Source organism: Bacillus sp. DTU_2020_1000418_1_SI_GHA_SEK_038 (assembly GCF_032341175.1).
Taxonomy (GTDB): Bacteria; Bacillota; Bacilli; order Bacillales; family Cytobacillaceae; genus Cytobacillus.
The window spans coordinates 744,399-768,775 of record NZ_CP135435.1; the positions used below are offsets into that span (position 1 = coordinate 744,399).

Annotated in this window: 27 protein-coding genes; 16 read left to right on the forward strand and 11 right to left on the reverse strand. The window is 36.7% G+C overall.

What is annotated here, in order from left to right; genetic code table 11:
- Positions 1–107: 107 nt before the first annotated feature.
- Both RRV45_RS03770 and RRV45_RS03775 read left to right on the forward strand, forming a co-directional pair.
- Positions 108–680 carry a TetR/AcrR family transcriptional regulator gene (locus RRV45_RS03770; RefSeq protein WP_315667415.1) on the forward strand — a complete coding sequence of 191 codons (573 nt, stop codon included), beginning with the start codon at positions 108–110 and terminating at the stop codon, positions 678–680.
- Between the two features lie 379 nt (positions 681–1,059).
- A complete protein-coding gene (locus RRV45_RS03775; protein WP_315667416.1) occupies positions 1,060–1,656 on the forward strand; it encodes an NADPH-dependent FMN reductase in 597 nt (198 codons plus the stop codon).
- 186 nt (positions 1,657–1,842) lie between these two features.
- On the opposite strand, the gene RRV45_RS03780 is transcribed toward RRV45_RS03775, so the two are convergent.
- Positions 1,843–2,628: an SDR family oxidoreductase gene (locus RRV45_RS03780; RefSeq protein WP_315667417.1), complete on the reverse strand. Its 786-nt coding sequence runs from the start codon at positions 2,626–2,628 to the stop codon at positions 1,843–1,845.
- Positions 2,629–2,856: 228 nt separating this feature from the next.
- Positions 2,857–3,594: an SDR family NAD(P)-dependent oxidoreductase gene (locus tag RRV45_RS03785; RefSeq protein WP_315667418.1), complete on the reverse strand. Its 738-nt coding sequence runs from the start codon at positions 3,592–3,594 to the stop codon at positions 2,857–2,859.
- Between the two features lie 195 nt (positions 3,595–3,789).
- On the opposite strand from RRV45_RS03785, the gene RRV45_RS03790 reads away from it, so the two are divergent.
- Together RRV45_RS03790 and RRV45_RS03795 are read left to right on the forward strand one after the other, a co-directional pair.
- Complete coding sequence (locus tag RRV45_RS03790) at positions 3,790–4,395, forward strand: TetR/AcrR family transcriptional regulator (protein ID WP_315667419.1); 606 nt, start codon at positions 3,790–3,792, stop codon at positions 4,393–4,395.
- A gap of 70 nt (positions 4,396–4,465) precedes the next feature.
- Positions 4,466–5,035, forward strand: coding sequence for a nucleotidyltransferase family protein (locus RRV45_RS03795; RefSeq protein ID WP_315667420.1), 570 nt, complete (start codon positions 4,466–4,468; stop codon positions 5,033–5,035).
- A 45-nt stretch (positions 5,036–5,080) separates the two neighbouring features.
- Here the strand turns inward: RRV45_RS03795 and RRV45_RS03800 are convergent, their stop codons facing one another.
- The gene (locus RRV45_RS03800) at positions 5,081–5,908 is read right to left on the reverse strand and encodes a TetR/AcrR family transcriptional regulator (protein ID WP_315667421.1); all 828 of its coding nucleotides are present in this window, start codon (positions 5,906–5,908) and stop codon (positions 5,081–5,083) included.
- A gap of 99 nt (positions 5,909–6,007) precedes the next feature.
- Between RRV45_RS03800 and RRV45_RS03805 the strand changes: the two genes are divergently transcribed.
- The 7 genes from RRV45_RS03805 (at position 6,008) to RRV45_RS03835 (ending at position 12,963) form a co-directional block, all read left to right on the forward strand.
- Complete coding sequence (locus RRV45_RS03805; protein ID WP_315667422.1) at positions 6,008–9,091, forward strand: efflux RND transporter permease subunit; 3,084 nt, start codon at positions 6,008–6,010, stop codon at positions 9,089–9,091.
- A gap of 394 nt (positions 9,092–9,485) precedes the next feature.
- Entirely contained in the window at positions 9,486–9,686 is a 201-nt protein-coding gene (locus RRV45_RS03810) for a hypothetical protein (RefSeq protein ID WP_315667424.1), read from the forward strand.
- Positions 9,687–9,968: 282 nt separating this feature from the next.
- Positions 9,969–10,100: a hypothetical protein gene (locus RRV45_RS03815; RefSeq protein WP_315667425.1), complete on the forward strand. Its 132-nt coding sequence runs from the start codon at positions 9,969–9,971 to the stop codon at positions 10,098–10,100.
- Between the two features lie 95 nt (positions 10,101–10,195).
- Entirely contained in the window at positions 10,196–10,555 is a 360-nt protein-coding gene (locus RRV45_RS03820) for a hypothetical protein (protein ID WP_315667426.1), read from the forward strand.
- 485 nt (positions 10,556–11,040) lie between these two features.
- Positions 11,041–11,595 (forward strand): GNAT family N-acetyltransferase, encoded by a 555-nt coding sequence (locus tag RRV45_RS03825; RefSeq protein WP_315668922.1) that lies wholly within the window; start codon positions 11,041–11,043, stop codon positions 11,593–11,595.
- Between the two features lie 217 nt (positions 11,596–11,812).
- A complete protein-coding gene (locus RRV45_RS03830) occupies positions 11,813–12,220 on the forward strand; it encodes a sigma factor (RefSeq protein ID WP_315667427.1) in 408 nt (135 codons plus the stop codon).
- 305 nt (positions 12,221–12,525) lie between these two features.
- Positions 12,526–12,963, forward strand: coding sequence for a VOC family protein (locus tag RRV45_RS03835; protein WP_315667428.1), 438 nt, complete (start codon positions 12,526–12,528; stop codon positions 12,961–12,963).
- A 191-nt stretch (positions 12,964–13,154) separates the two neighbouring features.
- Here RRV45_RS03835 and RRV45_RS03840 read toward each other — a convergent pair whose 3' ends face one another.
- The 4 genes from RRV45_RS03840 to RRV45_RS03855 form a co-directional block, all read right to left on the reverse strand.
- Positions 13,155–14,351: a M20 family metallopeptidase gene (locus tag RRV45_RS03840; RefSeq protein WP_315667429.1), complete on the reverse strand. Its 1,197-nt coding sequence runs from the start codon at positions 14,349–14,351 to the stop codon at positions 13,155–13,157.
- A 19-nt stretch (positions 14,352–14,370) separates the two neighbouring features.
- Positions 14,371–15,822 (reverse strand): MFS transporter, encoded by a 1,452-nt coding sequence (locus RRV45_RS03845; protein ID WP_315667430.1) that lies wholly within the window; start codon positions 15,820–15,822, stop codon positions 14,371–14,373.
- A 182-nt stretch (positions 15,823–16,004) separates the two neighbouring features.
- Complete coding sequence (locus RRV45_RS03850; RefSeq protein ID WP_315667431.1) at positions 16,005–16,361, reverse strand: GIY-YIG nuclease family protein; 357 nt, start codon at positions 16,359–16,361, stop codon at positions 16,005–16,007.
- Positions 16,362–16,383: 22 nt separating this feature from the next.
- Positions 16,384–17,136 carry a DUF2087 domain-containing protein gene (locus tag RRV45_RS03855; RefSeq protein ID WP_315667433.1) on the reverse strand — a complete coding sequence of 251 codons (753 nt, stop codon included), beginning with the start codon at positions 17,134–17,136 and terminating at the stop codon, positions 16,384–16,386.
- Positions 17,137–17,397: 261 nt separating this feature from the next.
- Here RRV45_RS03855 and RRV45_RS03860 point away from each other — a divergent pair, with 261 nt between their 5' ends.
- From RRV45_RS03860 to RRV45_RS03870, 3 genes are all read left to right on the forward strand, one after another.
- A complete protein-coding gene (locus tag RRV45_RS03860) occupies positions 17,398–17,676 on the forward strand; it encodes a hypothetical protein (RefSeq protein ID WP_315667434.1) in 279 nt (92 codons plus the stop codon).
- 82 nt (positions 17,677–17,758) lie between these two features.
- Positions 17,759–17,965, forward strand: a complete 207-nt coding sequence (locus tag RRV45_RS03865) for a transcription initiation factor TFIIIB (RefSeq protein ID WP_315667435.1) — start codon at positions 17,759–17,761, stop codon at positions 17,963–17,965.
- 449 nt (positions 17,966–18,414) lie between these two features.
- Positions 18,415–18,867 (forward strand): hypothetical protein, encoded by a 453-nt coding sequence (locus RRV45_RS03870; RefSeq protein ID WP_315667436.1) that lies wholly within the window; start codon positions 18,415–18,417, stop codon positions 18,865–18,867.
- A gap of 59 nt (positions 18,868–18,926) precedes the next feature.
- On the opposite strand, the gene RRV45_RS03875 is transcribed toward RRV45_RS03870, so the two are convergent.
- The gene (locus tag RRV45_RS03875) at positions 18,927–19,343 is read right to left on the reverse strand and encodes a DUF1284 domain-containing protein (protein WP_315667437.1); all 417 of its coding nucleotides are present in this window, start codon (positions 19,341–19,343) and stop codon (positions 18,927–18,929) included.
- A 231-nt stretch (positions 19,344–19,574) separates the two neighbouring features.
- Between RRV45_RS03875 and RRV45_RS03880 the strand changes: the two genes are divergently transcribed.
- The gene (locus RRV45_RS03880; RefSeq protein ID WP_410489358.1) at positions 19,575–19,982 is read left to right on the forward strand and encodes a cytidine deaminase; all 408 of its coding nucleotides are present in this window, start codon (positions 19,575–19,577) and stop codon (positions 19,980–19,982) included.
- Positions 19,983–20,183: 201 nt separating this feature from the next.
- Entirely contained in the window at positions 20,184–20,891 is a 708-nt protein-coding gene (locus RRV45_RS03885) for a DNA alkylation repair protein (protein ID WP_315667439.1), read from the forward strand.
- A 245-nt stretch (positions 20,892–21,136) separates the two neighbouring features.
- On the opposite strand, the gene RRV45_RS03890 is transcribed toward RRV45_RS03885, so the two are convergent.
- The 3 genes from RRV45_RS03890 to RRV45_RS03900 form a co-directional block, all read right to left on the reverse strand.
- Positions 21,137–22,318, reverse strand: coding sequence for a lipid-transfer protein (locus tag RRV45_RS03890; protein ID WP_315667441.1), 1,182 nt, complete (start codon positions 22,316–22,318; stop codon positions 21,137–21,139).
- 72 nt (positions 22,319–22,390) lie between these two features.
- Positions 22,391–23,161, reverse strand: a complete 771-nt coding sequence (locus tag RRV45_RS03895; protein ID WP_315667442.1) for a 3-hydroxyacyl-CoA dehydrogenase — start codon at positions 23,159–23,161, stop codon at positions 22,391–22,393.
- Positions 23,162–23,175: 14 nt separating this feature from the next.
- Positions 23,176–24,372: a CaiB/BaiF CoA transferase family protein gene (locus RRV45_RS03900; protein ID WP_315667443.1), complete on the reverse strand. Its 1,197-nt coding sequence runs from the start codon at positions 24,370–24,372 to the stop codon at positions 23,176–23,178.
- Positions 24,373–24,377: the final 5 nt, after the last annotated feature.

Below are 24,377 nucleotides of genomic sequence, written 5' to 3' on the forward strand. Positions count from 1 at the left end.
ATTGTATTTTAGTACATAATGAAAACGACCAATACCGTTAGTTCATTGTATCTGTCGTTTATACAACACATTGGAAAAATTGTTGAAAAAGTAGGAGGGAGTTGTAATTGACTCAACCAAAGACTGATCCCCGAATTCTGCGTACGCGTAAATTAATTATGGATTCCTTTATCGAACTTTCCGGTAAAAAAGAATTTAAGGATATTACCGTTAAGGATATTACTACAGAGGCCATGATCAATCGTGCCACTTTCTATTATCATTTTGAAGATATATATGATTTACTCGATAAGGTACTATCAGAAGTACTATTGATTAACTTGAATGGTCATACATTTGAGCAAAACGCATTCAATGAAGAATCGATGATTAGTATTTTCATAGCTATAACGGACTTTCAAAAAACTTTATCCAACCGTTGTCATAGAGGATACGAGGATACGATTGCCCGTATAATAAGGGAACAACTCGAAATCATTTTTTACAAAATGTTAGGAAAGCAATATCCAACACAAGATGAGCAAGCTCTCAAAATTACCTCAGCCTTGCTAAGTTGGGGAATTTACGGAGTTTCTGTCGAATGGAGAAGAAGTGGACAGGAGACACCGCCTGAAGAATTTATTAAATTAGCGATACCTTTTATCATGTCTGGGATTGATTTTGGGTCAAAACCTAATTAAACATATTAAGGAGCCTGTTTTGATTAATCTTTTTCAAAAACAGGCTCTTTTTAATTTGTTTTTATATTCCTTCTGGCTTTATGCATAGCTGACTTAAAAGTGATATCACTTTTTTAACATGAACAAACAACAGATTTCTCCAAAGAGTCTTTCATCCTCTCTAATATCATATTACCTTATAATTAGATATTAAAACACTTATTCAAACTTAGTTACTTGACAAAATATAATTATATAAATAAACTTACTTACATAAAGTAACTGATTGGAAAGGAGGTTCAAGCAGCCAAACACTCAGATGAGGCTGGCCTTGATGAAGTGAGATTGTTCTAAAGTGATAAACAACAAGAATTAGTATTAAAAATGGTGGTGTAATAGGATGAGTTTTTTAGAGAAACTATTTGGGAAAACAACGAAGGAGGAAGAACCAATGGCAGAGAAATTAAATATTGGAATTATTTTAGGAAGTACACGTGACGGACGTGTCAGTCCACAAGTAGGAAATTGGGTAAAAGAAATTGCAGACAAACGCGGAGATGCAAACTATGAAATTGTAGATATTGCTGATTTCCAATTACCGTTTTTAGGAACAACTGATGGATCTGAGCCGGGAATTGCAGCCTGGAATGAAAAGCTTGCTAACTTGGATGGTTTCATATTCATCGTTCAAGAATACAATCACAGTATCACAGGAGCATTAAAAAATGCACTTGATTTTGCTCGTGAAGCATGGAACAACAAAGCTGCCGGAATCGTAAGCTATGGTTCAGTCGGCGGAGCTCGTGCAGCAGAACATTTACGTGGAATTCTCGGAGAATTAGCGGTTGCTGATGTCCGTACACATCCAGCCTTATCACTGTTTACAGATTTTGAAAATGGAACAGACTTTAAACCAGCTGAAATGCATGTTGGTACAGTAAATGAAATGTTGGGTCAGCTTGTAAATTGGTCTTCTGCATTAAAAAACGTTAGATAAAGGGATTCATCCATAGTTGGGGGTCACCCTCAACTATTCTGAATAACTGCAAATATTTGTATTAGAAAAAAGAAGACACTACTATTTTAAGAATAGTAAGATGTCTTCTTTTTTATTATTGAATTTAACGGCTAGTGTAGCCAGCATCAAATTGTATAGTTGTACCCGTTACATTCACAACACTTCTTAATATTTATAAGATTGTCCGCCATCGATTGGAATAACGGTTGCATTGATAAAGTTGGATTGATCAGATAGCAGGAATGCCACTAAATATCCTACTTCTTCTGGTTTACCGAAACGTTTCATTGGGTTTGGCTCAACAAATTGTTTTCCTACTTCTTCCCAGTTGACTGGATCCATTTGTTTTAATGAACCTTCGACCATTGGTGTCATGATTGCGCCTGGTGCAATGGCTTTAATACTGATTCCGTATTGACCGTATTCAATTCCAGAGTTTCTTGTTAATCCGACAACGCCGTGTTTACTAGCTGCATAACCAGATTGGCTTCCTACTCCGCGAATACCACCAACAGAAGCAGTATTAACAATAGAGCCAAAACCTTGTTCTCTCATGACTTTCAATACGTGTTTTAATCCATAAAACACACCATTTAAGTTGACATTGACTACTTTTTGGAATTCATCAATACCAAAATCCTCTGTTAGGTTTTGTTTTCCTTCAATCCCTGCGTTGTTGAAGAAACCATCGATTTTTCCAAATTTCTCAACTGTTTCATTTACATAGTTTTCAACTGCTTTTTCATCTGCCACATTTGCAGTGATAAGCAACACTTCTGCATTTGGTGCAACTTCTAACACTTTACTTTTTGTTTCTTCTAATGAAGCAGCGTTTAAATCAACGAGTGAAAGTTTTGCTCCTTCTTTGGCTACTTGTAAAGCTGAAGCTTGTCCTAAACCAGATCCTGCACCAGTAATTAATACTACTTTTTCATCAAAACGATTGCTCATTGAAAATTTCCCCCTTTATTATTATCATCGAAAACGATAAATTACATAGTTATAAGATCTATCTTCAATTTACTCTCATATAAAATATCTCAAATTAAGGATATACTGCATTGTAATGGCAACTTTTTCCCCTTACTCCCCTGATAATACAAGTAATCCCCTATAAATTAATCGCAAAGAACCATTGCTTGTTTCAACTTGATGTAAAAAATCGATCTTCATAATTTATTATTGAGCCGTATACCCACCATCAACGGTTAAACTATTACCAGTCATGAATGAAGAATCATCACAAGCCATAAATAATACAGCTTTTGCCATTTCTTCTGCTTTACCAAGACGTTTTACAGGTGTAGCTGCAGCTAAAACTTGCTTGCTTTCTTCAGGAATAATTGGTGTATCAATAAAACCAGGGCATAATGCGTTAACACGAATATTTTGTTCTGCATATTCAAGTGCAAGTGAACGAGTTAAGTTAACTACGCCACCTTTTGCTGCGTTATAAGCTGCTGAACCAGGTGAACCAACCAAACCGAACATAGATGCCGTATTAACAATCGTACCGCCACCTGTTTTTAACATTTCACGAATGGATTCACGTGCGACTAAGAAAACACCATCTAAGTCAACATTTACGGTATTACGCCATTCAGAGTACTCTAAACTATGTGAAGGATGAACACGGCCGATACCCGCATTGTTGAAGACAACATCTACTTTGCCGAACGTTTCAACGGTTTGTTTAAAGACATTTGCGACATCTTCTTCACTCGTAATATTTGCTTTAATAAAAAGAGCTTCAGCATTAAGCGCTTTCAATTCAGCCTCAAAAGCTTTCCCTTTTTCCTCATTTAAATCAACAAGAACCACTTTGGCTCCTTCAGAAACGAATAAACGTGCTGTTGCTGCCCCAATACCTGATACCCCACCAGTGATCACGGCTACTTTATCTTGTAATTTTCCCATTCTAGATTCCTCCCTGTATTTAAGTTCCCCTACTACATTTTCGTGAAAAAGGCTAGACAGTTTTTCAATCTGTACTATTTTGTTCACAATTTAATTTTACTACTTTGTTCACATTTAACAATCATTAAGATATCATTAAGTGTCTACTTATTAGACACATAAGGTAAATCTGTCTATTTTGAGGGGGAATTCACCATGGGAAAAGAACAAAATACGACATCTATGCGACAAAATCGGACAAAAGAACATCTAAAGCAAGCATTAATTGATCTCATAAAAGAAAAGGGTTACCATTCCGTTACTGTAAAAGACATTGTTGATTATGCCGCTTATAATCGCAGTACCTTTTATGTCCATTACTTAGATAAAATGGAAATCGCTGAAGATTTGCTTTTTTCTATGCTAGAAGGGTTAGAAGATTCAGTTGGCAAACCATATGTAACGGGTCAGAAAGTTTATACAGCCAAGCTAAATGAACCATCTTTTAATATTGTTTCTTATATTTATAAAAACCGGCACTTTTTTGAACTGATTAACTATGATGACACATTACCAGGACTACATACACGGTTTCCTCAAACGATCTTAAAAATCTATAAAGAACAATTTATTTTTGAAACAATCAACAATATCCCTGTCAATATGGATTATTTTAAAAGTTATACAGCCTATGGCTTTTACGGACTTATTAAAAATTGGATCCAAAATGGCTTCAAAGAAACGAAAGAGACATTTATCCAAGAAGTCATAGATCTTACGAAAACACATATTTACGCAGTTGAGTTTATTGGTAAAAATTAAAATGGCTTTGTATCTCAATAATCAATGAGAATGCCATTAAGTAAATTAACAAAAAATACAGGTGAACAAAATGACGATTAAAAGTGAAGAGGATATCGTTAGAATCATTAGTGAAGATACCTGGATGATGGTTTTATTAAAAACAGTTAAAACATTGAACCTTCCCGATTGGTGGATATGTGCAGGTTTTGTGCGTTCAAAAATATGGGATGTGTTACACGATTTTTCTGAAAGAACGCCAATTCCCGATATTGATGTTATTTATTTTGATTCTACCAATTTGGATGAATTAGAGGAAAAGAGTTTAGAAGAAAAATTAAATCATCTTATGCCTGGTATTCCTTGGTCTGTCAAGAATCAGGCAAGAATGCACGTGATTAATAATTTGCTGCCTTATACCTCTTCTATTGATGGAATTTCGAAGTTTCCTGAAACCGTTACAGCTTTGGGGGTTAAGCTAGATGGCAATGACAATGTTATTCTGGCAGCCCCTTGGGGAATCAATGATGTCGTCAATTTAGAAGTCAAACCTACCCCGTATTTTGCTGAGACAAAGGAACGAATGGAAATCTATGAAAATCGAGTGGCAAAAAAGGCTTGGGATTCGATTTGGCATAAAGTAAATATTTTTCGTTACTAAGAATTCAAAAAGAGCAGAATGATAAAGCATTCTGCTCCTCTCATTTTAAACCTCTAAATAATTCCTCATTAAATAAGAAATCCACTTACACTCCGGATGATTTCGAATATTTTCATTTAGGCCTTTTACAATCGCGGGACTTAAAGTCGGATCGATCATCTGTTGCTTTAAGAGAATTAATGACTCCTTTTCAATTGGATCTTCAATATCCGCGATTTTTTCTTCCATCATTTCAATCAACTGTTCCTTTGTTATTTCTTCATTTATCGGCTGCTTAAGAATTTCAAATAGATCTTTCGAAATGAATGGGATCGTTACTTGCTTTGCCAGTAGATTTGTTTTTTCCACGAGCGATTGAGAAAGAAGATTCAAGTCTTGCGGTGAGCTACTGAATAGAAAAAGCTTTGAATAAGTATGCATAAACCCTTTAATACAAAAAATTAAATCATATTTTATCTGTTCGATGGATTTTCCGTATAAACGTTCAATCAGCATTAATATCGTTTTGTCGATCAGCGTGTCGTAATAACGCATTTTTAAAAAGAAATCTTTATTAAACGAATGGGACTGCTCTTTCATGAGGATTTTTGCAAAAGCAAAATGCTCGTGAAAAGAGTGAAAGGTTGCATGATAAAACTCATATAAAAGATTATCATTCGTATTTCTGACTATATGGTCAATATCAGCTGTGAACCGCATCATAAATTGGTCAATGATGGCTAAGATTAATTCATCCTTTGATTTAAAAGATAAGTAAAATGCACCTTTAGAAATCCCGCAATAATCTGTGATTTGTTGGACGGTTGTGGCATCGAATCCTTGAGTTGCAAAAAGCTCTAGTGCTTTTTCCATAATTAACTGTTTCTTCATCATTTTTTAACATCCGCTCCTAGGACTTTCGTTGACAAATGACTTATCGGTCATTATTATAAGGAATTAGGACTGATTAGTCAATTAAGGGCAGGTGTAGATGTGAAAGGGTTAGTAAACTTTGTTTTGAAGAATAAACTAGCAGTTTGGCTGCTGACTATTATTATAACCGTTTCGGGAATTTATTCAGGAACACGTATGAAAATGGAGATGATTCCGGATATTTCCATTCCCTTTTTAATGGTGATGGACGTATATCCTGGGGCTACTCCCGAGCAAGTGATGAATGATGTGTCGATCCCTTTAGAAAAAGCAGTTGAGGGATTGGATCATGTAAAATCTGTTAATTCTAATTCATATTCGAATTTTGCTAATATTCAAGTGGAATATGAATACGGTATTGATATGGATGAGGCGAAGCGGGCTTTGGATTCTGCGATTGATGCAGTGAAATTGCCTGAAGGCGCCCAAAAGCCTACCATTACGGCTATAAGCATGAATATGATGCCAGTTGTAGCCCTAAGTGTAAGCAGCACGAAAGAGGACATTGTTGAATTAACGTCAACAGTGGAGGAAGTTTTACTCCCAAAAATCGATAAAATCGATGGTGTTGCCTCTGCCACGATCACAGGGCAGCACATTGAAGAAGTTGACCTTACTTATAATAAGGAAAAAATGGCTAACCTAGGCTTAACGGAAGATTCCGTCAAGCAAATGATTCAAGCAAGTAATCTCGGTATTTCTTTAGGACTTTATGAATTTGAAGAAGGCGAGCAAGCTGTAGCGATAGACGGCAAGTTCACGACTGTTGACGAATTAAAGGAAATGCTCATTCCTGTTACGCCATCAGCTACACAGCCTTTACCATTTGTGAAGCTTAGTGATATTGCCTCTATTCAAGTAGTAGGGAAGGTACAATCAGTTTCCCGGACAAATGGGAATGATGCGATTGCTATTCAAATTGTCAAAACCCAACAGGGTAACACAGTTGATGTTGTAAACAGTGTGAAGGAATTAATTAAAGAAGAGAAGAAAAGAATTGATGGGATCGTTATCGATGTAACGCTTGATCAAGGGAAACCAATTGAAGAGTCTGTCACTACGATGGTTGAAAAAGCGTTATTTGGCGGTCTAATTGCAGTATTGATTATTCTCCTGTTCTTAAGAGATTTCAAATCGACCATTATTTCGATTATATCTATTCCGGTTTCAATTTTAATGGCTATGTTAATCTTAAATTGGATGGATATTACGCTAAATATTATGACGCTTGGAGCGATTACTGTTGCCATTGGCCGTGTTATTGATGACTCCATCGTTGTGGTTGAAAATATTTACCGCCGCCTGCATTTAAGAGGTGAGAAACTTACAGGGCGTGCACTCATTCGTGAATCAACGATTGAAATGTTTAGGCCAATCATGTCGTCAACCATCGTCACGGTTGCCGTATTCGCACCACTTATTTTTGTTGGTGGGATGGTCGGCGAGTTGTTTATGCCGTTCGCGTTAACGATGTCATTTGCACTCGGAGCATCATTAATTGTTGCGATTACAATTGTTCCAACATTATCTCACTTTTTATTCAGAAAGAAGCTATATAGTGAAAAGACGGAAAGCAGACATAAAGAGGCTGGAAGATTATCCAACTGGTACAAAGGATTCCTTGAAAAAACTCTTAATCATAAAGTGATTACTTCCATTCTTGCCTTTGTTTTATTAGCAGGGAGTTTGGCGTTAACACCATTGATTGGTTTTAGCTTTATGGGCAGTGAAGAGGATAAAGTAATGTATTTAACATACACGCCTAAAGCGGGAGAGCTGCCTGAGGAAACATTAGAAAATATTCAAGTAATGGAAGAGAAAATGCTTGAACATGATGATATTGATATCGTTCAAGTATCTGTTACGGAAAGCGGAGACCAGCAAGCAGCCATGATGGGCGGCGGGGGAAAAGGCGGGTTAATGTATCTTATCTTTGATCCCGAAATGGAGAACTTCCCAGAGGTCCGAGAAGACATAGAAGAGTATATGAAGAATATTGGACAGTCTGGTGAATGGAAGAGCCAGAACTTCTCTTCGATGTCCATGTCAACAAATCAAGTTAGCTATACTTTTTACAGTGAAGATCTAAATAAACTGAACAAATCAGTAAAAATAGTTGAAGATGCATTAAAGGAAATTAAAGGTTTAAAAGATGTTTCTTCTAGTGCAGAGGATGCATACGTTGAATACACCTTTAAAGTGGCACAAGATGAATTATTAAAGTATGGATTAACAACAGGGCAAATTGTCATGATGTTAAGCCCAGAAAAAACAAAGAATGTGTTGACCACGATTGAAAAAGAAGGAAACGCCTTAAATGTCATCGTTCAGCAGGAACAAACAGCTCAGCCAAAATCAATTGATGATATATTGGAAAAACAAGTACCAACACCATTTGGTACGACCATGCCTCTTTCTGAGCTTGTGACTGTTGAGAAAGGTACAACATTAAATACTCTGGCTCGCAGTAAGGGTGAATACTATGCTAGCGTTTCAGGTACGATCACTAGTAAGGATATATCCAAAGCAACAGCTGAAGCAGATAAAACAATTGATAAATTAGATCTTCCTAAAGGGGTCACAGTTGATGTGGGCGGCGTTGCAGCAGACATGCAGGAAACCTTTACACAGCTTGGTATAGCCATGCTTGCGGCGATTGCCATTGTGTATTTTGTTCTAGTTGTCACATTTGGTGAGGGTCTTGCACCATTTGCAATTCTTTTCTCACTGCCATTTACAGTTATTGGATCATTTGTAGGATTATTAATTGCGGGTGAAACCATTTCTGTATCTGTCATGATGGGGCTGTTAATGTTAATCGGAATTGTAGTAACGAATGCGATCGTTCTCGTAGACCGAATCATTAGGATGGAACGTACGGGGATGGTTATGCGTGAAGCGGTTCTTGAAGCAGGCGCAACACGTTTACGTCCTATTCTCATGACAGCCATCGCAACGATTGGTGCGCTAGTGCCATTAGCCTTTGGTGCAGGCGGAGGCGGCTTGATTTCGAAAGGCCTGGCCATTACGGTAATCGGCGGATTAATAAGCTCTACACTATTAACATTAATCATCGTTCCGATCGTTTATGAAGTATTGTCCAAGATGTTTAAGAAAAACCGTATGGAAATAGAAGAGAATTAATGAAGAAGCCCCACAAGATGAGTAAAATCATCTTGTGGGGCTTTTGTTGTTTGGAAATGGCATCATCATTGTTTTCTATGAAGTTAAAGAAAAATGCTCAATTTATGGAGGAAAATAGGGGGGGATTAAATACTATGGTAATTATTTGGGGTTTGTGAAAAAATTGTACTTAAATTAACACCAAAGGAACATCATAAATTGGTAAAATCATTTAACATACAATCTCATTGTTTTACCACCGTTACTAGGAATTGATTTAGTATTTAAAGTATAAAGCGACACTTTAAAGGATAAACCAACAGGTCTTGAAATTGTAATGAATTTAGAGTGACTTCGTTATGGGTGTTTTTGTTTAAGATATTCGAAAGCCTTATTCTTATTGGGAGGATTCGTTTTGTTAGAAATGGAAAAGGTGAGGGAAAGAATTAAACTGTTAGATGAATCAGATGCTAAAAGTTTATTGATGATAATTTATGCAGGACTTGATACTGCATTAACTGGTACGGGTGGGGATGAAGCCCTTAAAGAAATTATTAAGAATTTACACGATATGTATTCAAGGATACCAGACAATAATGATTTCAGAGAAAAATAAATCTTTTTTTACTAACGGTGGCTATTCTTCAACAGATTTATCTCAAGATTCCTTGCCACAAGAATGGCTACTTAAATGGTTGAAGGAGTTAAATAGTTTATAAAGGTAATGGTAACCTTCTTGTTCAACTAGTGGGGGCAAGAGTGAAGAACGGATTGCTGCGGTGTTTCTTTTTTCTTATTCGACTAACGGGACAGAATAGTGTAATAAAATTAGATATATCGTTACATTTATTTTCAAAAAAATGGGAGACAATTAAATATAAGGAGGTGGATTTCCCATATGGGAACAAGTTTTTCGAACGTACAAATAAAAACAAAAAATATTCAAACAGTAAAAGAAGCACTTATAAAAATTCATGAAGATAAAAAATTTGATAACTTGTTTGTAATGGGTAAAAAAAATATTATTTAGGAAAATCAGATGAATGGATTACTCTATTAAACGAAATGTATGATGGATTTTTTTATGATTTTACTATTCTTTTATCAACATACATAAATTTTCCAATGTTCGTAATTGAATGTTTTGATGAATGTTTGCTGGAGATATGTTTTATTCAGAATGGGAAAATAATAACCAAGCATAAAACTGATGAAGAAGAAGAGTTCGACAAAGATGAAATAAATGAAGCCCTTCTATCTGAAGATCCAAATCATCAGTTGGACGATGTCGGAGCCATAATAAAATTATTAGACCTTGATGTTAACGAAAAAGAACTTACTGAAATATTGAAAATAGAAGATATTGAAGACAAAATTTCTTCCTTGGAAAAGTTATTTAAAATTGATATTTGGGTTAAAGCTGATTGGGTTGAGGATGATGACGATTTAAGGTTGAAATTTAAGCTATTTTCTATGAAAGAATAGTTGATAATCTGCAACTAACTGGTAACTTTAACACAATAAGAAATTCCAATACAGGGCCTAAAATATGAAAGTTTTTATGCACTACATTTATAAAGATACTGTCATAACAGCATTTTTAATTGCCAAATACACATATTCCTCCTTGTTAGTATTGTTGTATGGCATCTAGAATAACTAAATATAAAATGAATTATTGTCACTAAGCAGATATACGATATATATTAAATGACCATTTTCCAATAACAATCTTCAAGAATCGGGCGCTTTTCTGTAACAAGGAACAGCGCTTATTTTCATTATAGGGGCATTAAATGAAGGAAAAAAATCAAGACGAATTGAAGGCTTATAGGGTAAGGATAATATGGTATTGTAAAATTTGCTGCACTTAAACTGGAGAAGAGTTGAATAAGGATTTTGATTATTATGGTATTCTTCATATAAGAATGTGGTTAGAACAAGATAGAATGGGAGGAATCACACTTTTTATGATTAGAATTGAAGGACGAAAAGTTGAGTTGAAAGAGGCTACTCAACAGGATATTGATGAATTATATTTTTGGAAATATGAAGAAAAGGAACAAGATGCTAAGAAATGGAATGGTCCCTACATACCTGAGCCTTACATAACAAAAGAACAATTTCAAATAGATTGGGAGAAAAACTATGAAATTGTCCCCAACGTTCCCAATACACTAATCATTTTTGTAGGAGATAAGTTGATTGGAACAGTTGGCTCTTATTGGGTGGACAAAAACACAAATTGGTTAGAAACTGGTATCGTGATTTATGATAAAAATTACTGGAATGGTGGTTACGGAACTGAGGCTTATAAACTTTGGATTGATTTCCTATTCAGTTCTACTGAATTGCATCGGTTAGGGATGTCAACTTGGTCAGGAAATATAAGAATGATGAAGGTTGCAGAAAAATTGGGAATGAAAGAAGAAGCAAGAATAAGGCAAGCAAGAATGGTGAATGGTGAATATTTTGATGCTATTAAAATGGGGATTTTACGAAAAGAATGGGAACGGTCTTTTTGAAGTAGTAGCTTTAGTAAAATAACAGAAGAGCTTTTATTGCAGTTTTTTTATATTAATAATGGGCGCAATCCTGAAACAAGGATAAGCGCTCATTATCCATTTTATGAACATTTTTTGGGATTTCTAAAGTTGTTTTATATTCAATGCAACCAATTGATACTCTCCCATATCTATATATTGAAATACAAAACAACTGGTTAAGTTAGGGGGTGTTGAAATGGGATCACTTAAAGTATTGGTCAAAAAGGCAAAAAAGGGCGATGGAGAAGCGTTTGTTTCACTTGTAAAGCAATACGAAGATGTATTGTATCGTACTGCAAGTAGATTGTTGAACAATGACGACGATGTAGCTGATGCTATTATCTCGGCCTATGAAAACTTACATACTCTAAAAAATGACGAGTACTTCAATACTTGGATTTGTAAAATCCTAATCAATAAATGTAACAGCTTGCTCAATAAAAATAAGAATGTTTCGGTGATTGATGAGAAATTACTCCCAGAAAAGGAAAATGGCGACTTTCAGAAAATCGAATTAGAGGATGCGCTTAATAGTTTAAATGAAGGCTATAGGTTGGCACTTATTTATACTATGGGATATATGAAAATGAAAATACTTTTGTAGATATAAAAATCATTGATGAAGATGGTAAAGATTATGGAGTAACTGGTTTTAGAATGAGTACAAAAAATAACAAAACAATTATTTCAACAAACTTCCCAATAACTTCTTATAACAATTCTGAAAAACTAAAACTAATTGTAGAAGGTATAGGGGAAGTGGAACTGTTTAAAAAATAGACGATGTAGAAATATTAGGGATAGTTGTTTATGGCACAAAAGATGAAATATTAGAAATCATGAAAGAGGAGTATTGTTCAATAATCAAAAGGAAACCTTGAGAAAAAATATAGCAGGAACATAGAAGGTATGAAATTTGAAGATCCAAAGAATGTTGGTGTAATCGTAAATGATCTCTCTGCTGCCAAAGAGTTTTTTCTCGATTTTGGACTTGAGGTGAAAGGGGAATGGGAAATGGAAGAAGAGTTGATGGGATATGCGGTTGGTCTAAATGACGTTAAAGTAGCGTGTGTAGGATTGGGAACGCCAGACGGTCAGACATGGATAGAGCTAATCAAATTTTATAAGCCGTCAGATGAAAGTGATATTCAGCAAACCTTTGCAAATACACTGGGTATTCGACATATTGCATTTACTGTTGAAGATATTGAAGCTGTTGTTGCCAAATTGAAAAAGAATGGTACGGAAATCTTTAGTGAGCTACAGCACTATGAAGAAAGTTATAAATTATGCTACGTTCGTGGTCCAGAGGGAATTATTTTGGAGTTGGCTGAAGAAATCAAATAAGTAATATTAATTAATATGAAAGTACGACTTTTTGTTACTTTCTATTTTTTTCGGACTGTGAAGAAATGTACTTAAACGTAAATAGGTTGGAAACTAAAATCTGTTAAAGAAAATATCCATTTTGAGCAAGGTTTACTCAAAATGGATTGGTTATTTTTTGAATGTTACTGCATTATTCAAATGAATTGCCTTTAGGCTTCGCTCCCATCACAATATGAAGCGACAACTGCAGCCATTGCTTTAGCACAAATGATCAGGCTTTTTTCATTAATATCAAATTTAGGGTGATGATGCGGGTATGCTTCACCTGATTCAGGCATCGCACCGACATAGAAGAAGCAGCCTGGAACCTTTTCAAGATAATAAGCAAAATCCTCTGAAGGCGGTTGTGGCGGTGTTTCCAAAACAGCTTCAACTTCTGGAATAGATGCCTGTTCTAAAGCTTGGTGTACAAGTTCGGTTGCTTCTGGATCATTATATAATACAGGATAGTCATTTTTGTATTCGAAAATAGATTTTACCCCATATGATTTTTCTAATCCTTCCGCAAATGCTCGAACATTTGATTCTACGGTATCTCTTGTTTCAGAAGACATTGTACGAACGTCTCCTTCAAGTGTCACTGCATCTTTGATGACATTGAATGTACCTTTTCCATCAAAGTTTCCAATTGTAATCGAAGCTGTATCAAACGGATTGATGCGGCGGCTGATAATCGTTTGAAGGTTCATTACGAATGAACTTGCTGCCACGATTGCATCGTTTGCCATATGAGGAGAAGATCCATGTCCGCCTTTACCTTGAACGACTAATTTAAAATAGGATCTTCCCGTTTGAGTATTTCCGCTTCTGTAATAGATATTACCTGTCTTCATTGTCGACATGACATGGATTCCAAATATTGCATCTACTCCTTCAAGGACTCCAGCTTTAATCATGCCAATTGCTCCCCCAGGAGGAGCTTCTTCTGCTGGCTGATGAATAACTCTAATCGTTCCACTTAACTGTTCCTTTGCTTCTGCCAATGTTTCAGCTAATACGAGCATATAGGCTGTATGGCCATCATGACCACAAGCATGCATGACTCCTTCGTTTTTCGAGGCAAAAGGCAGTCCAGACTCTTCTTTAATGGGCAAGGCGTCAAAATCTGCCCGAATGGCAATGGTTTTACCCGGCTTAGAACCTTTAATTGTGACAACAATGCCGCGATCTCCACCAAAGTTTGTCTCCACTGAATCCACTGGGACTCCTTTATAAAAATCGGCAATATATTTAGCCGTTTGTTCTTCTTGGAAAGAAAGTTCTGGATGTTCATGAAGGTAGCGGCGAATCTCAATGATACGTTCTTTTTTATCATCTAATTTCTTCATTAATTCGTTCAGCAGCATTTGTCCAGTCTCCTTTCATTTAATGACTAGGCTCTGGTTCCCGTTGACCAGGGGTTTGGATATTTATTCTTTTTCCTGTTTTTTGGGCTCCTGTTTTTCCAGCATCCCCAGGAACTAAAAATAGAATGGATAGAATGGAGAGAACGCCGAATATGACGTTTACGATAATCCCTGCTGATGCTGCCATTTCCAAGTTTCCACCTGCTGAAATTGAACCATAAACTGTCGCTGATATCGCAACACCGAACGCTCCACCAAGCGAGCTCGCCATTTTGTAAATTCCTGCAGCTGCACCAACTTTGTCTGAAGGAGCATTAGATACAGATGTGTCAGTTGATGGAGTCGCATACATTCCTAGTCCGAATCCAAACAAAACAAAGCCGATGAAAACAGCTACGGTATATGGGAAATCAGGTAAGAAGGTGAGACCCATCAATGCTACACCAATAGTCGTGATAAGGGCTCCCCAAACCATTGGCTTTTTTGCGCCAATTCTTTGTAAGATTTTTTCACCAACGCGGATCATCGCTAAAACAACGACTAAATAACCAAGAGAGAGCATCCCTGATTGAAGGGCACTGAAGCCTCTGCCTACTTGAACATACGTATTTGCTACGACTAGTGTACCTGCAATCGCGTTCAACAGGAAATTAGAAACGGTTGCACCAGAATATGGTTTGCTTTTAAAAATTGAAAAGTCAATTAGAGCGATATTTTTACCTTTTTCGACTCTATAGAAAATAATAACCCCAATAATTACCACTACCGCTAGAACTATTGTGGTTAGACTTGTCCAACCAAAATCTGAACCATAAGTGATAAATATGTTTAAAGCAACCATCGTGATAATAAAAATGACTAATCCAGAGTAATCAAATTTAAAAGCACCTGTTGATTCACCTCTACTTTCCGGTGTATCTTTAATGAGCCACATACCAAGTAAAGAGAATACGATAGAAAAGACGAAAATCCATCTCCAGCCCATATATGTTGCAATTGCACCACCTGCGAATGAAGCAGCTCCTGAGCCGCCCCAAGATCCGATGGACCAGTAACTTAGTGCACGCTGACGATCGGCACCTTCAAAATAAGCTTTCATGAGAGCGATTGTTGAAGGCATAATACATGCTGCTGATAGTCCTTGAAGGATACGACCGATGATTAGTAAAACAGATCCTTGTGCTAACACAAGGCATAGGGAACCGATGACACTTAGGATCAGACCGATATATGTTATTTTTTTTCGGCCAACTTTATCTGCTAGTCCACCGGCAGCAACGATAAATAATCCAGAGAACAATGCACTTAAACTGATGGCAATGTTTAATGTACCAAGTGAAATACCTAAATCTTTTTGAACATCCGGCACCACATTGACTACTGACTGTGCAAATAGCCAAAACGAAATAACGCCGAATACAATTCCGGTGATCATTTTATTTGTGCCTTTATAGTTCGTTGTTGTTTCCATAATTAAACCTCCGTTAAAGGGCTACCCCAAATTGATTGATCAGTTCTCATTTAATATTTGCAGTTTTTTTCTAAGATAATCTGCAAAAAATATCCAAGTCTGTTTTTACGTAATCCAATAAAAAAGACGCCTTCTTAATTTAAGAAGCACGCCCTAATTCTGAGCTAGATTTTTTGAAAAATTTAACGAGATTTTTTCACATTATACCCTTGTTCTTCATATGGCTGAAGGTTTTCTAACCATTTTTTCTCAAGCTCGGCCAAGGCCTCTTTCTCATTGAAATAAGGATCGTCTTTCTTTTTAAAAACCTCCAAAGTTTCAATAGTAAAGGCCTCTTTCCCAAAATGGTTCCAATCTTCCTGAAGAGCTTTGTTAGTGTGAGTCCCTGATTCAAGCATAAACTTTTCGCCATTTAAAGTTTTGAAATTTCTTGTGCTGCTGACAAAAACCTTTTGATTCTTCATGTTTTTAATTTGATAAACACCCGCCTCAATGGGGATTTCTTTATATTGTTGTTTTAATTCTTTTTTACGGTCCACTTGTTTAACTCACTTTCCATGATTATTTTTTCAGCCAATATTGGCTTCCATCTTGCTTTCGACCTAAAAATCCATATTCAACTAGGTATCTTCTGATCATGACGTGATCCCCATAAATAGTGTTCAAAATTTGATTTAATTCTTTTTCGTCATAAATTCGCCCACTTTCGATCTGAGCTGCGATTTCTCGAAGGACAATCAGACGCTGCTTTTCCTTTGGCGGGAATTTCTTCAGGCTTCTATTCGGTCCTTCTGTGAAAAACTTATTAATGATTTTTCCCTGTTCTTCTTTAGTGATTGCATATCGTTCATCCACCATTTTTGCACTTTTATGAGGAGCGATAAAGGCCGGGGCATATTCGTCCTTTTCTTTCAAAAGCTCCATCATTGTCAAAAAGACCTTTGCTTGACGTTCCTTCTCTTTTAACGCAAAACGATGATGCCTAATGGTTGAGGTGCTGCCAATGCCCATTTCTTGCTGGACCTCTTTATCACTTTTACCTTGATAAAATAGCTGAAGAAGCTGATTTTGATGGTCAGTTAGACCAGTAAGCTTTTTATCCATACCAGTTAAATAGTCAAATACAGATTGGTGTGTACTCTCAATATGAATCCGCATGTATCTTTCCGCTTCATAAAGTGTATTGTCATAGGAATAAACAATTCCCTTTTCAATCTTTTCCCCGCATAGAAGGCATGTATAGGAATTCTTTTCTTGAATATAACCTCTTTTAAGCTCTTCCAAAGACGCATTCCAGAAGAAATCTATTTCCATTTTAAAATCACACCCAGTCAACATGAAGTAAATATCTATCGTTTGCTTTATCTTAAAATATTATTAAGTTACAGTCAAACATAATTTATAAATGTTTGCCCTTTTACAAACAAAAGAATAAATTATTTATTAATCGGATGATTCAAAAATAGCATTCACCTAATTTATCCAGTTTAGGGTAAAATAAGGGTGTAGCTGATGCAATGAGAAATATGGTTAGTTGTTTAGCCCTGTGCTATGTAGTTGTGAGGAGATGGAGTTATGAAAAAGATATTTAGAAATAGAATAAAACCTTTAGTTATTATGCAGTTGCTGTGTCTAATCCCTATCTTAATTTTATGTTTATTTATTTTCAAAGATGGAAACGTCAATTTTTTCTATAATGGAATATTTCAGCTTATATTTGCTGCATTCTGGTTACTAACGGGGATTGAAAATATAATGATGAAAAAAAGAGGCTATTCTTTTATGTCAGTTGCCTTATGCATAATATTTATATATTTGGCTACACAAAGTTTTCAATTGGCCAACATTAAATAAACATAGTTTGAGGGGAAGCAGGTATGGCTTTTGAACCATTGTATATTTTTATATTCTTATTTTTAAAAGGAGAGGATTTCAAATGAGTTACTTCGCTAAAGCAACAGAGTGTCCAAAATGTGGAGGAACAGAATTGGGGAAAGGGAAGCACTCTGGATATGCTGTTATGCACCCAGATAATAAGATGAGCCTGGGATCGAATGTTGAATACATCCTTTGTACGGATTGTGGATTTATTATCGAAAGCTACGTGAAAAGGCCAGAGAAATTTAAGGGGACGATGTTTTAAACTTAGGGAATAATAATTAGAATAAGGATAGCTACGAAAAAGCAATGTCATTCGTAAAGGAATTTGCCATAGGTTTAATATTTCTTTGCAGGTATAAAATCATAAGCGGATATTTTCCGCTTAATGTATATAATGGAGGCTTAAGAAGTAGATATAAGAGGAGAAATTCCGATTATCTGTTCTAAATAAGGAAAAATCCAGAGATTTGTATAAGATAACCGGAAAAACTTCCTTTATTGTTAGGAAAATATAGATATTTCTTAAATTAAACGGAATTTTTCCGTTTATTTTTCAAACTTTCAGTTATTATTATTAACATAGTAATTCACATCTATTAGCTTCCAATTATCAGATCGAGGATGTCTATTAGTTGAATAGATGAAAGAAGACTGTATATATTTCAATATAATTAAGGGTAAATTAACCAAAACAAAACTATGAGGTGCTAGATGAAAAAATTTGTTTTGGGTATATTGATTATTTCAAGTTTGGTTATTTATCCTTCACAGTCAAAGGGAATATCTTTACCGTGTAGCATGGTATTGGAGCCCATCGATAAAAAACTGACAAATGCAAAGGGAGCAGCATTGATTAATAAAGTACATTTAATTCCTCAAAGTTTTGCAAGAACGAATTTAAGTATTCTTGGGGTGCACCTTCCCAAACCAGCACATTATGGCAATTACGATAGCTATGAAGGATTTGCCTTTATCCCTAATGAAATCAGTTGGCGTTTCAGGCTTTATCCCACTCCAGAAATAGATGGTCCAACTTGGGCTGGGAGAATTGATGACATTACAGCAAAAATGGACAATGTAGAAGTACAGATCAGACTTTCTAATTCAAAGACTCAAAAGCTTGGCCCCAGTCTATTATCAGGAAAAATTAAATTTTGTAATTAGCAGATATAGGCCAAATGCGCATTACTAAAACGGATGAATTTCTATAAAAAAGGAAGGGCTTATTTTACTTCCCTCAAGCCCTTCCCCTCATGAATCTCCCGGATCCCTTCCTCACAAACTCCATATGAACGCCACGAACATGTTTCGCACAAAATTTGAATATCGGAAGGAACAACAAACTTTCGGATGCATGACTCAATGTCCTCCCATTTCAAAATTTGTCCGAGTTTTAGTCCTACTTTCTCTAATATTGCTGCATCTCTTTCATAAATATTTTCGTCTTGGCAGTGATAGGTACCAGAGTTTGGATATTTTTCACACAACTGATCAGGCCCCTTTACAAGCTGAATTAACGATTTGGGATTTTCTCTCAAGTTTTGATGCAATTGCGTCATATTTTTCACGTATTCTTCGGAGTAGCCCATTCCCCGATAACCTAAAAGGCAAAAAAGATGATGACCTCGTAATTTATACATAGCTCTCCCCCGGAACTAATTTCTATGTTAACTTCAATCTTTGGTTGGTTAACATTTATTTTTAATCATATCACAACTTACCTGGGCAAGTGGAAAAGAGTTTACTCCAAATAACACACTTTAGAACCTCATAGACGTTGACAAATATTTCAAAAAATTATAATATAAAAATCCTGCCAATTAAATCTTGGCATTAAGGGGACTTTAAAAGTTCATTCTTCTTTGAAAGGGATGGATAATATGAACAAAGAGCAATTAGTAGAAAGTGCACGTAAGATGAAGGAAAGAGCCTATGCTCCTTATTCTAAATTTCCGGTTGGAGCAGCTTTATTACTAAAAGATGGCACTGTTATTAATGGAGTGAATGTGGAAAATGTTTCATTTGGTGCAACTAATTGTGCTGAAAGAACCGCAATTTTTACTGCAATAGCAAGTGGTTATAAAAAAGGTGATTTCCAGGCTATAGCTGTATCAGGTGATACGGAAGATTATCTTCCACCTTGCAGTATTTGCAGACAAGTCTTAGCAGAATTCTGTTTACCTGAAATGCCAGTTTATTTAACAAATGAGAAGAAAGATATTTTAGAACTGAGCTTACGAGAATTATTGCCGTATGCATTCACAGATTTAGATATGTAAACATATTCCCTATCCAAATTTAATAAAAGAAGGGCAAGTTTTGATTATCTTTTCTCAAAACTTGCCCTCTTCATTTTATATGAACCATGGACTTAGACGGTAGTTTTACTGACAAATGGTCGTTTAATATAGGATAATGATGATATATATTTGTTGAAAAAATATTAGGGGGAAACTCCAAAAAAAGGGAAGTGCAAAACGATGAATACAGAAATGGTTATGGGGGAGCTTGAAGCCCTTGGCAAGGAACGAACTAAAAAAATGTACATATCCAATGGCGCGCATGAGCCGCTTTTTGGCGTGGCTACGGGTGCAATGAAGCCAATAGCTAAGAAAATAAAAATAAATCAAGCTTTAGCTGAAGAGCTTTATGCTACAGGGAACTACGATGCCATGTACTTTGCTGGCATTATTGCGGATCCAAAAGCTATGACTGTGTCTGATTTTGATCGTTGGATGGATTCAGCCTATTTTTATATGCTGTCCGATTATGTGGTAGCGGTTACTTTAGCGGAAGCAGATATTGCACAAGAAGTTGCTGATAAATGGATCGCAAGCGGGGAAGAGCTGAGAATGTCAGGGGGCTGGAGCTGCTATTGCTGGCTTTTGGGAAATCGCAAGGACGTTGAATTTTCCGAAAGCAAGATTGCCGATATGCTAGATCTTGTGAAAAATACAATTCACGATTCGCCTGAACGAACAAAATCTGCGATGAATAATTTTCTATACACGGTTGGAACTTCATATTTGCCGCTCCATGAAAAGGCGGTCGAAACCGCAAAGGCAGTAGGTGTAGTAGAAGTTAAAAGGGACAAGAAAAAAAGCAGTTTCTTAAACGCTTACAAAAGCATTCAAAAAGAAGTAGAGAGAGGGAAGATAGGTTTCAAGCGCAAATATGTAAGATGTTAAATAATAGCCTCGCAACAGGAGTAGTATTCATCAGCTGTACGAAAAGAGTATGAGAATAGAATAGTGGGCATTAGTTAGCACTGAAGAGTGTAAGAAGGCAAATAGAAAAGAAGAAGAATACGCATTTACAAAACAAAAGGAATAAAGGAAGCAATCAACGTATCCTCCTTTAATCCTTTTGTTTATTTTTGAAAGAATTTTTCTAGGGTTTTTCCCGTAGTCCGAGAATACAAAGCCAAATCAGCTTATCCTTTTTGATATAAAGTAACAACACAAGCACCACCAAGGCCTAAATTATGCTGAAGCGCAGTTCTTGCATTTTCTACTTGGCGATTACCTGCTTCACCACGAAGTTGCCATACAAGTTCAGTACACTGGGCTAAACCTGTTGCCCCAAGTGGATGCCCTTTGGACATTAGTCCCCCAGATGGATTGATCACATACTTCCCTCCGTAGGTATTATCACCATCATTTATTAGTTTTTCTGCTTCACCTTCCTCGCAAAGGCCCAATCCTTCATAGGTGATGACTTCGTTTGGAGTAAAGCAATCGTGCAACTCAATGACATCTATATCCTCCGGACCGATTCCTGCCTTTTCAAAAACTTCTTTTGCAGCACGATTGGTCATTCCATAGCCAACCAAATATAGGTTATCACTATCAATACTATTAGGTAAATCAGTCGTCATAGATTGGGCAACTATTTTTACTGTTTGACCAATATTATGTTTTTTGGCAAAAGAATCACTGCAGACAATCACAGCTGCTGCACCACAAGTAGGAGGACATGCCATTAATCTTGTGAGACCTGGATATATGTCAGGCGAATTCATTACGTCTTCCAATTGAATCTCTTCCGTAAATAAAGAATACGGATTATTTACTGCATGTTTTCTTGATTTTACAGCTACTTTTCCGAAAATCTCAGGACTTGCATCGTATTTCTTAAGATATTCTAATGCAGCGGCACCAAATACCTTTAATGCAACTGGCCCCTCTGGCAATTCACTATTCAATTGATCAAACCGATTGTAAATCCATTGGAAAGGTGAGGTCCGGTCTGACCAGTTTTCACCAAGTGCCCCTGGTTTCATTTCTTCAAAACCAAATGCAAGGACACAATCTGCTGAGCCTGATTCCACCGCTTGCCGGGCCATATAAAGGGCTGTTGAACCTGAAGAACAATTGTTGTTTACATTAATAATTGGAATTCCTGTCATGCCTACCTGATATAAAGCTGTTTGACCGCATGTGCTATCCCCATAAACATAGCTGGCATACGCCTGTTGGACCTCTGATAAATCAATTCCCGCATCGTGAAGTGCTCCTGTAATGGCTTTTGATGCCATGATTTCATAGGGCTCATTTCTACCTGGTTTTTCAAATTTGACCATGTTGACACCAATAACGTTTGCTTGATTCGTCATTAGAAATCCCTCCAGTTTAATTCTTTTAAGAGTACAAAGGATTATCTCATTTGAATAGAAGGCAGTATGGTATTATCTTGGGGACATACGAATTCCGCCATCTAAACGAATGACCTCACCATTTAAATATTCATGCTCCATGATAAAGGTTGCTAGCTCCGCAAATTCGGAAGGACGCCCTAATCGCTTCGGAAATTCAACACTTTCAGATAATTTCTGAATGACCTTTTCGGACAAAGTGTCCGCCATGGGTGTCATAAATAAGCCTGGAGCAATTGTATTCACACGAATGCCGAACTCCGATAAATCACGGGCTACAGGCAAAGTCATCCCTGTTACCCCAGCTTTACTTGCTCCATATGCTGCTTGCCCCATTTGCCCATCGAAAGCAGCCACAGAAGCCGTATTAATGATGACGCCTCTTTCGCCGGAATCGGTAATAGGATCGTTATTTTTCATTTCATTGGCTGCTAATCTTAATACATTAAACGTTCCTACTAAGTTAATACCTATAACCTTATTAAAATCTTCAAGTGGCAATACACCTTTTCTGCCTATGGTTTTCCCAGGGGTACCAACGCCTGCACAGTTTACACAAATATGAATCGCCCCAAATGCTTCGATTGCTTGATTGATTCCCTTTTGGACTGATTCTTCATCTGCTACATTCACTATCGCATATTGAACTTGGTCTCCTAATTGCTCAACAGCTTCCTTGGCTTTAGCTTCATTTAAGTCAAAAATTATAACATTAGCACCTTTTTCAACAAGTCTAGTTACTGTTGCTAACCCTAATCCTGAAGCTCCACCTGTTACAACTGCTACTTTATCTTTTAAATTCATATTCTATCATCTCCTTAGTTCATTACTTGCTTTCCGAAGGCTCCTTTATTAGATAAGGCATTAATTGTTTCCTGATCAAACCCTGCTTCTTTCAAAATATCTTCTGAATGAGTTCCTGTTTGTGTGCCCGTAAATCGGTATTCCGCAGGCTGAGTTGAAAATTTTATAGGAAAGGCAATTTGCTTTTGTGTACCACCCTCTGGCTTTGGTACAGAAACAACTAAATTTCTTGCTTTTATTTGTGGATGCCGAACCGATTCAGAGAATGTGAGGACAGGTTCGACACAACCGTCAAAATCATCACCAAGAATTGTTAACCATTCTTCAAATGTTTTCTGCTTAAAAGCATCCGTCAGTTTCTTTTTAAAAGCATGCTGATCCTCTTTACGCTGACTGCCGCTTAAGAATTGTAAATTGCTGTCACCTATTAATTCACAAAGTCTTGCCTGAAATTGCGGCTCTATACTTCCAACGGAAAAAAAACGATGATCCTTAGTTTCATAATAGTCATAGAAAGACCCACCATTTAGCAGCAGGGATTCGGCCTCTGGCTCAACTCCTCCAACTAAATATCCGGAGCCGTATAGGGCATTTAGGGCAAAAGCAGAATCGGTTATACTAATATCGATGTACTGCCCTTCACCAGTTTGATCACGGTGATAAACAGCCGCTAGTATGCCAATGACAGCGGGCATTGATCCTCCTGCGAGATCCGCAACCTGTATTCCGGTTGGAATAGGCGCTTGATTTTTTCTTGACGAATAGCTTGCTGTGCCAGCCAAGGATAAATAGTTGATATCATGTCCAGCCTTATTCCGAAGCGGACCTGTTTGTCCATAACCTGTAATCGAACAATAAATAACTTTAGGATTAATTTGTTTCAGCTTTTCGTAGCCAATGCCCAATTTATCCATGATACCTGGACGAAACTGCTCTACGATGATGTCATAATCGCGGACCAATTGGTATACGACTTCTCTCGCTTCCTCCAGCTTTAAATCCAATGCTAAGGAACGCTTCGAACGGTTAAGATGCCCAAATGCCGCTGAGACCTCACCATCCATCGGTTCCATGAACTTCGTTAAATCCACCCGATAAGGTGATTCCACTTTTAAGACATCAGCCCCCATATCTGCCAGCATCATCGTAGCAAAAGGACCTGGCAATAGAGTCGAGAAGTCTAAAACTTTCAAACCTGTTAAAATTCCCATGCTTA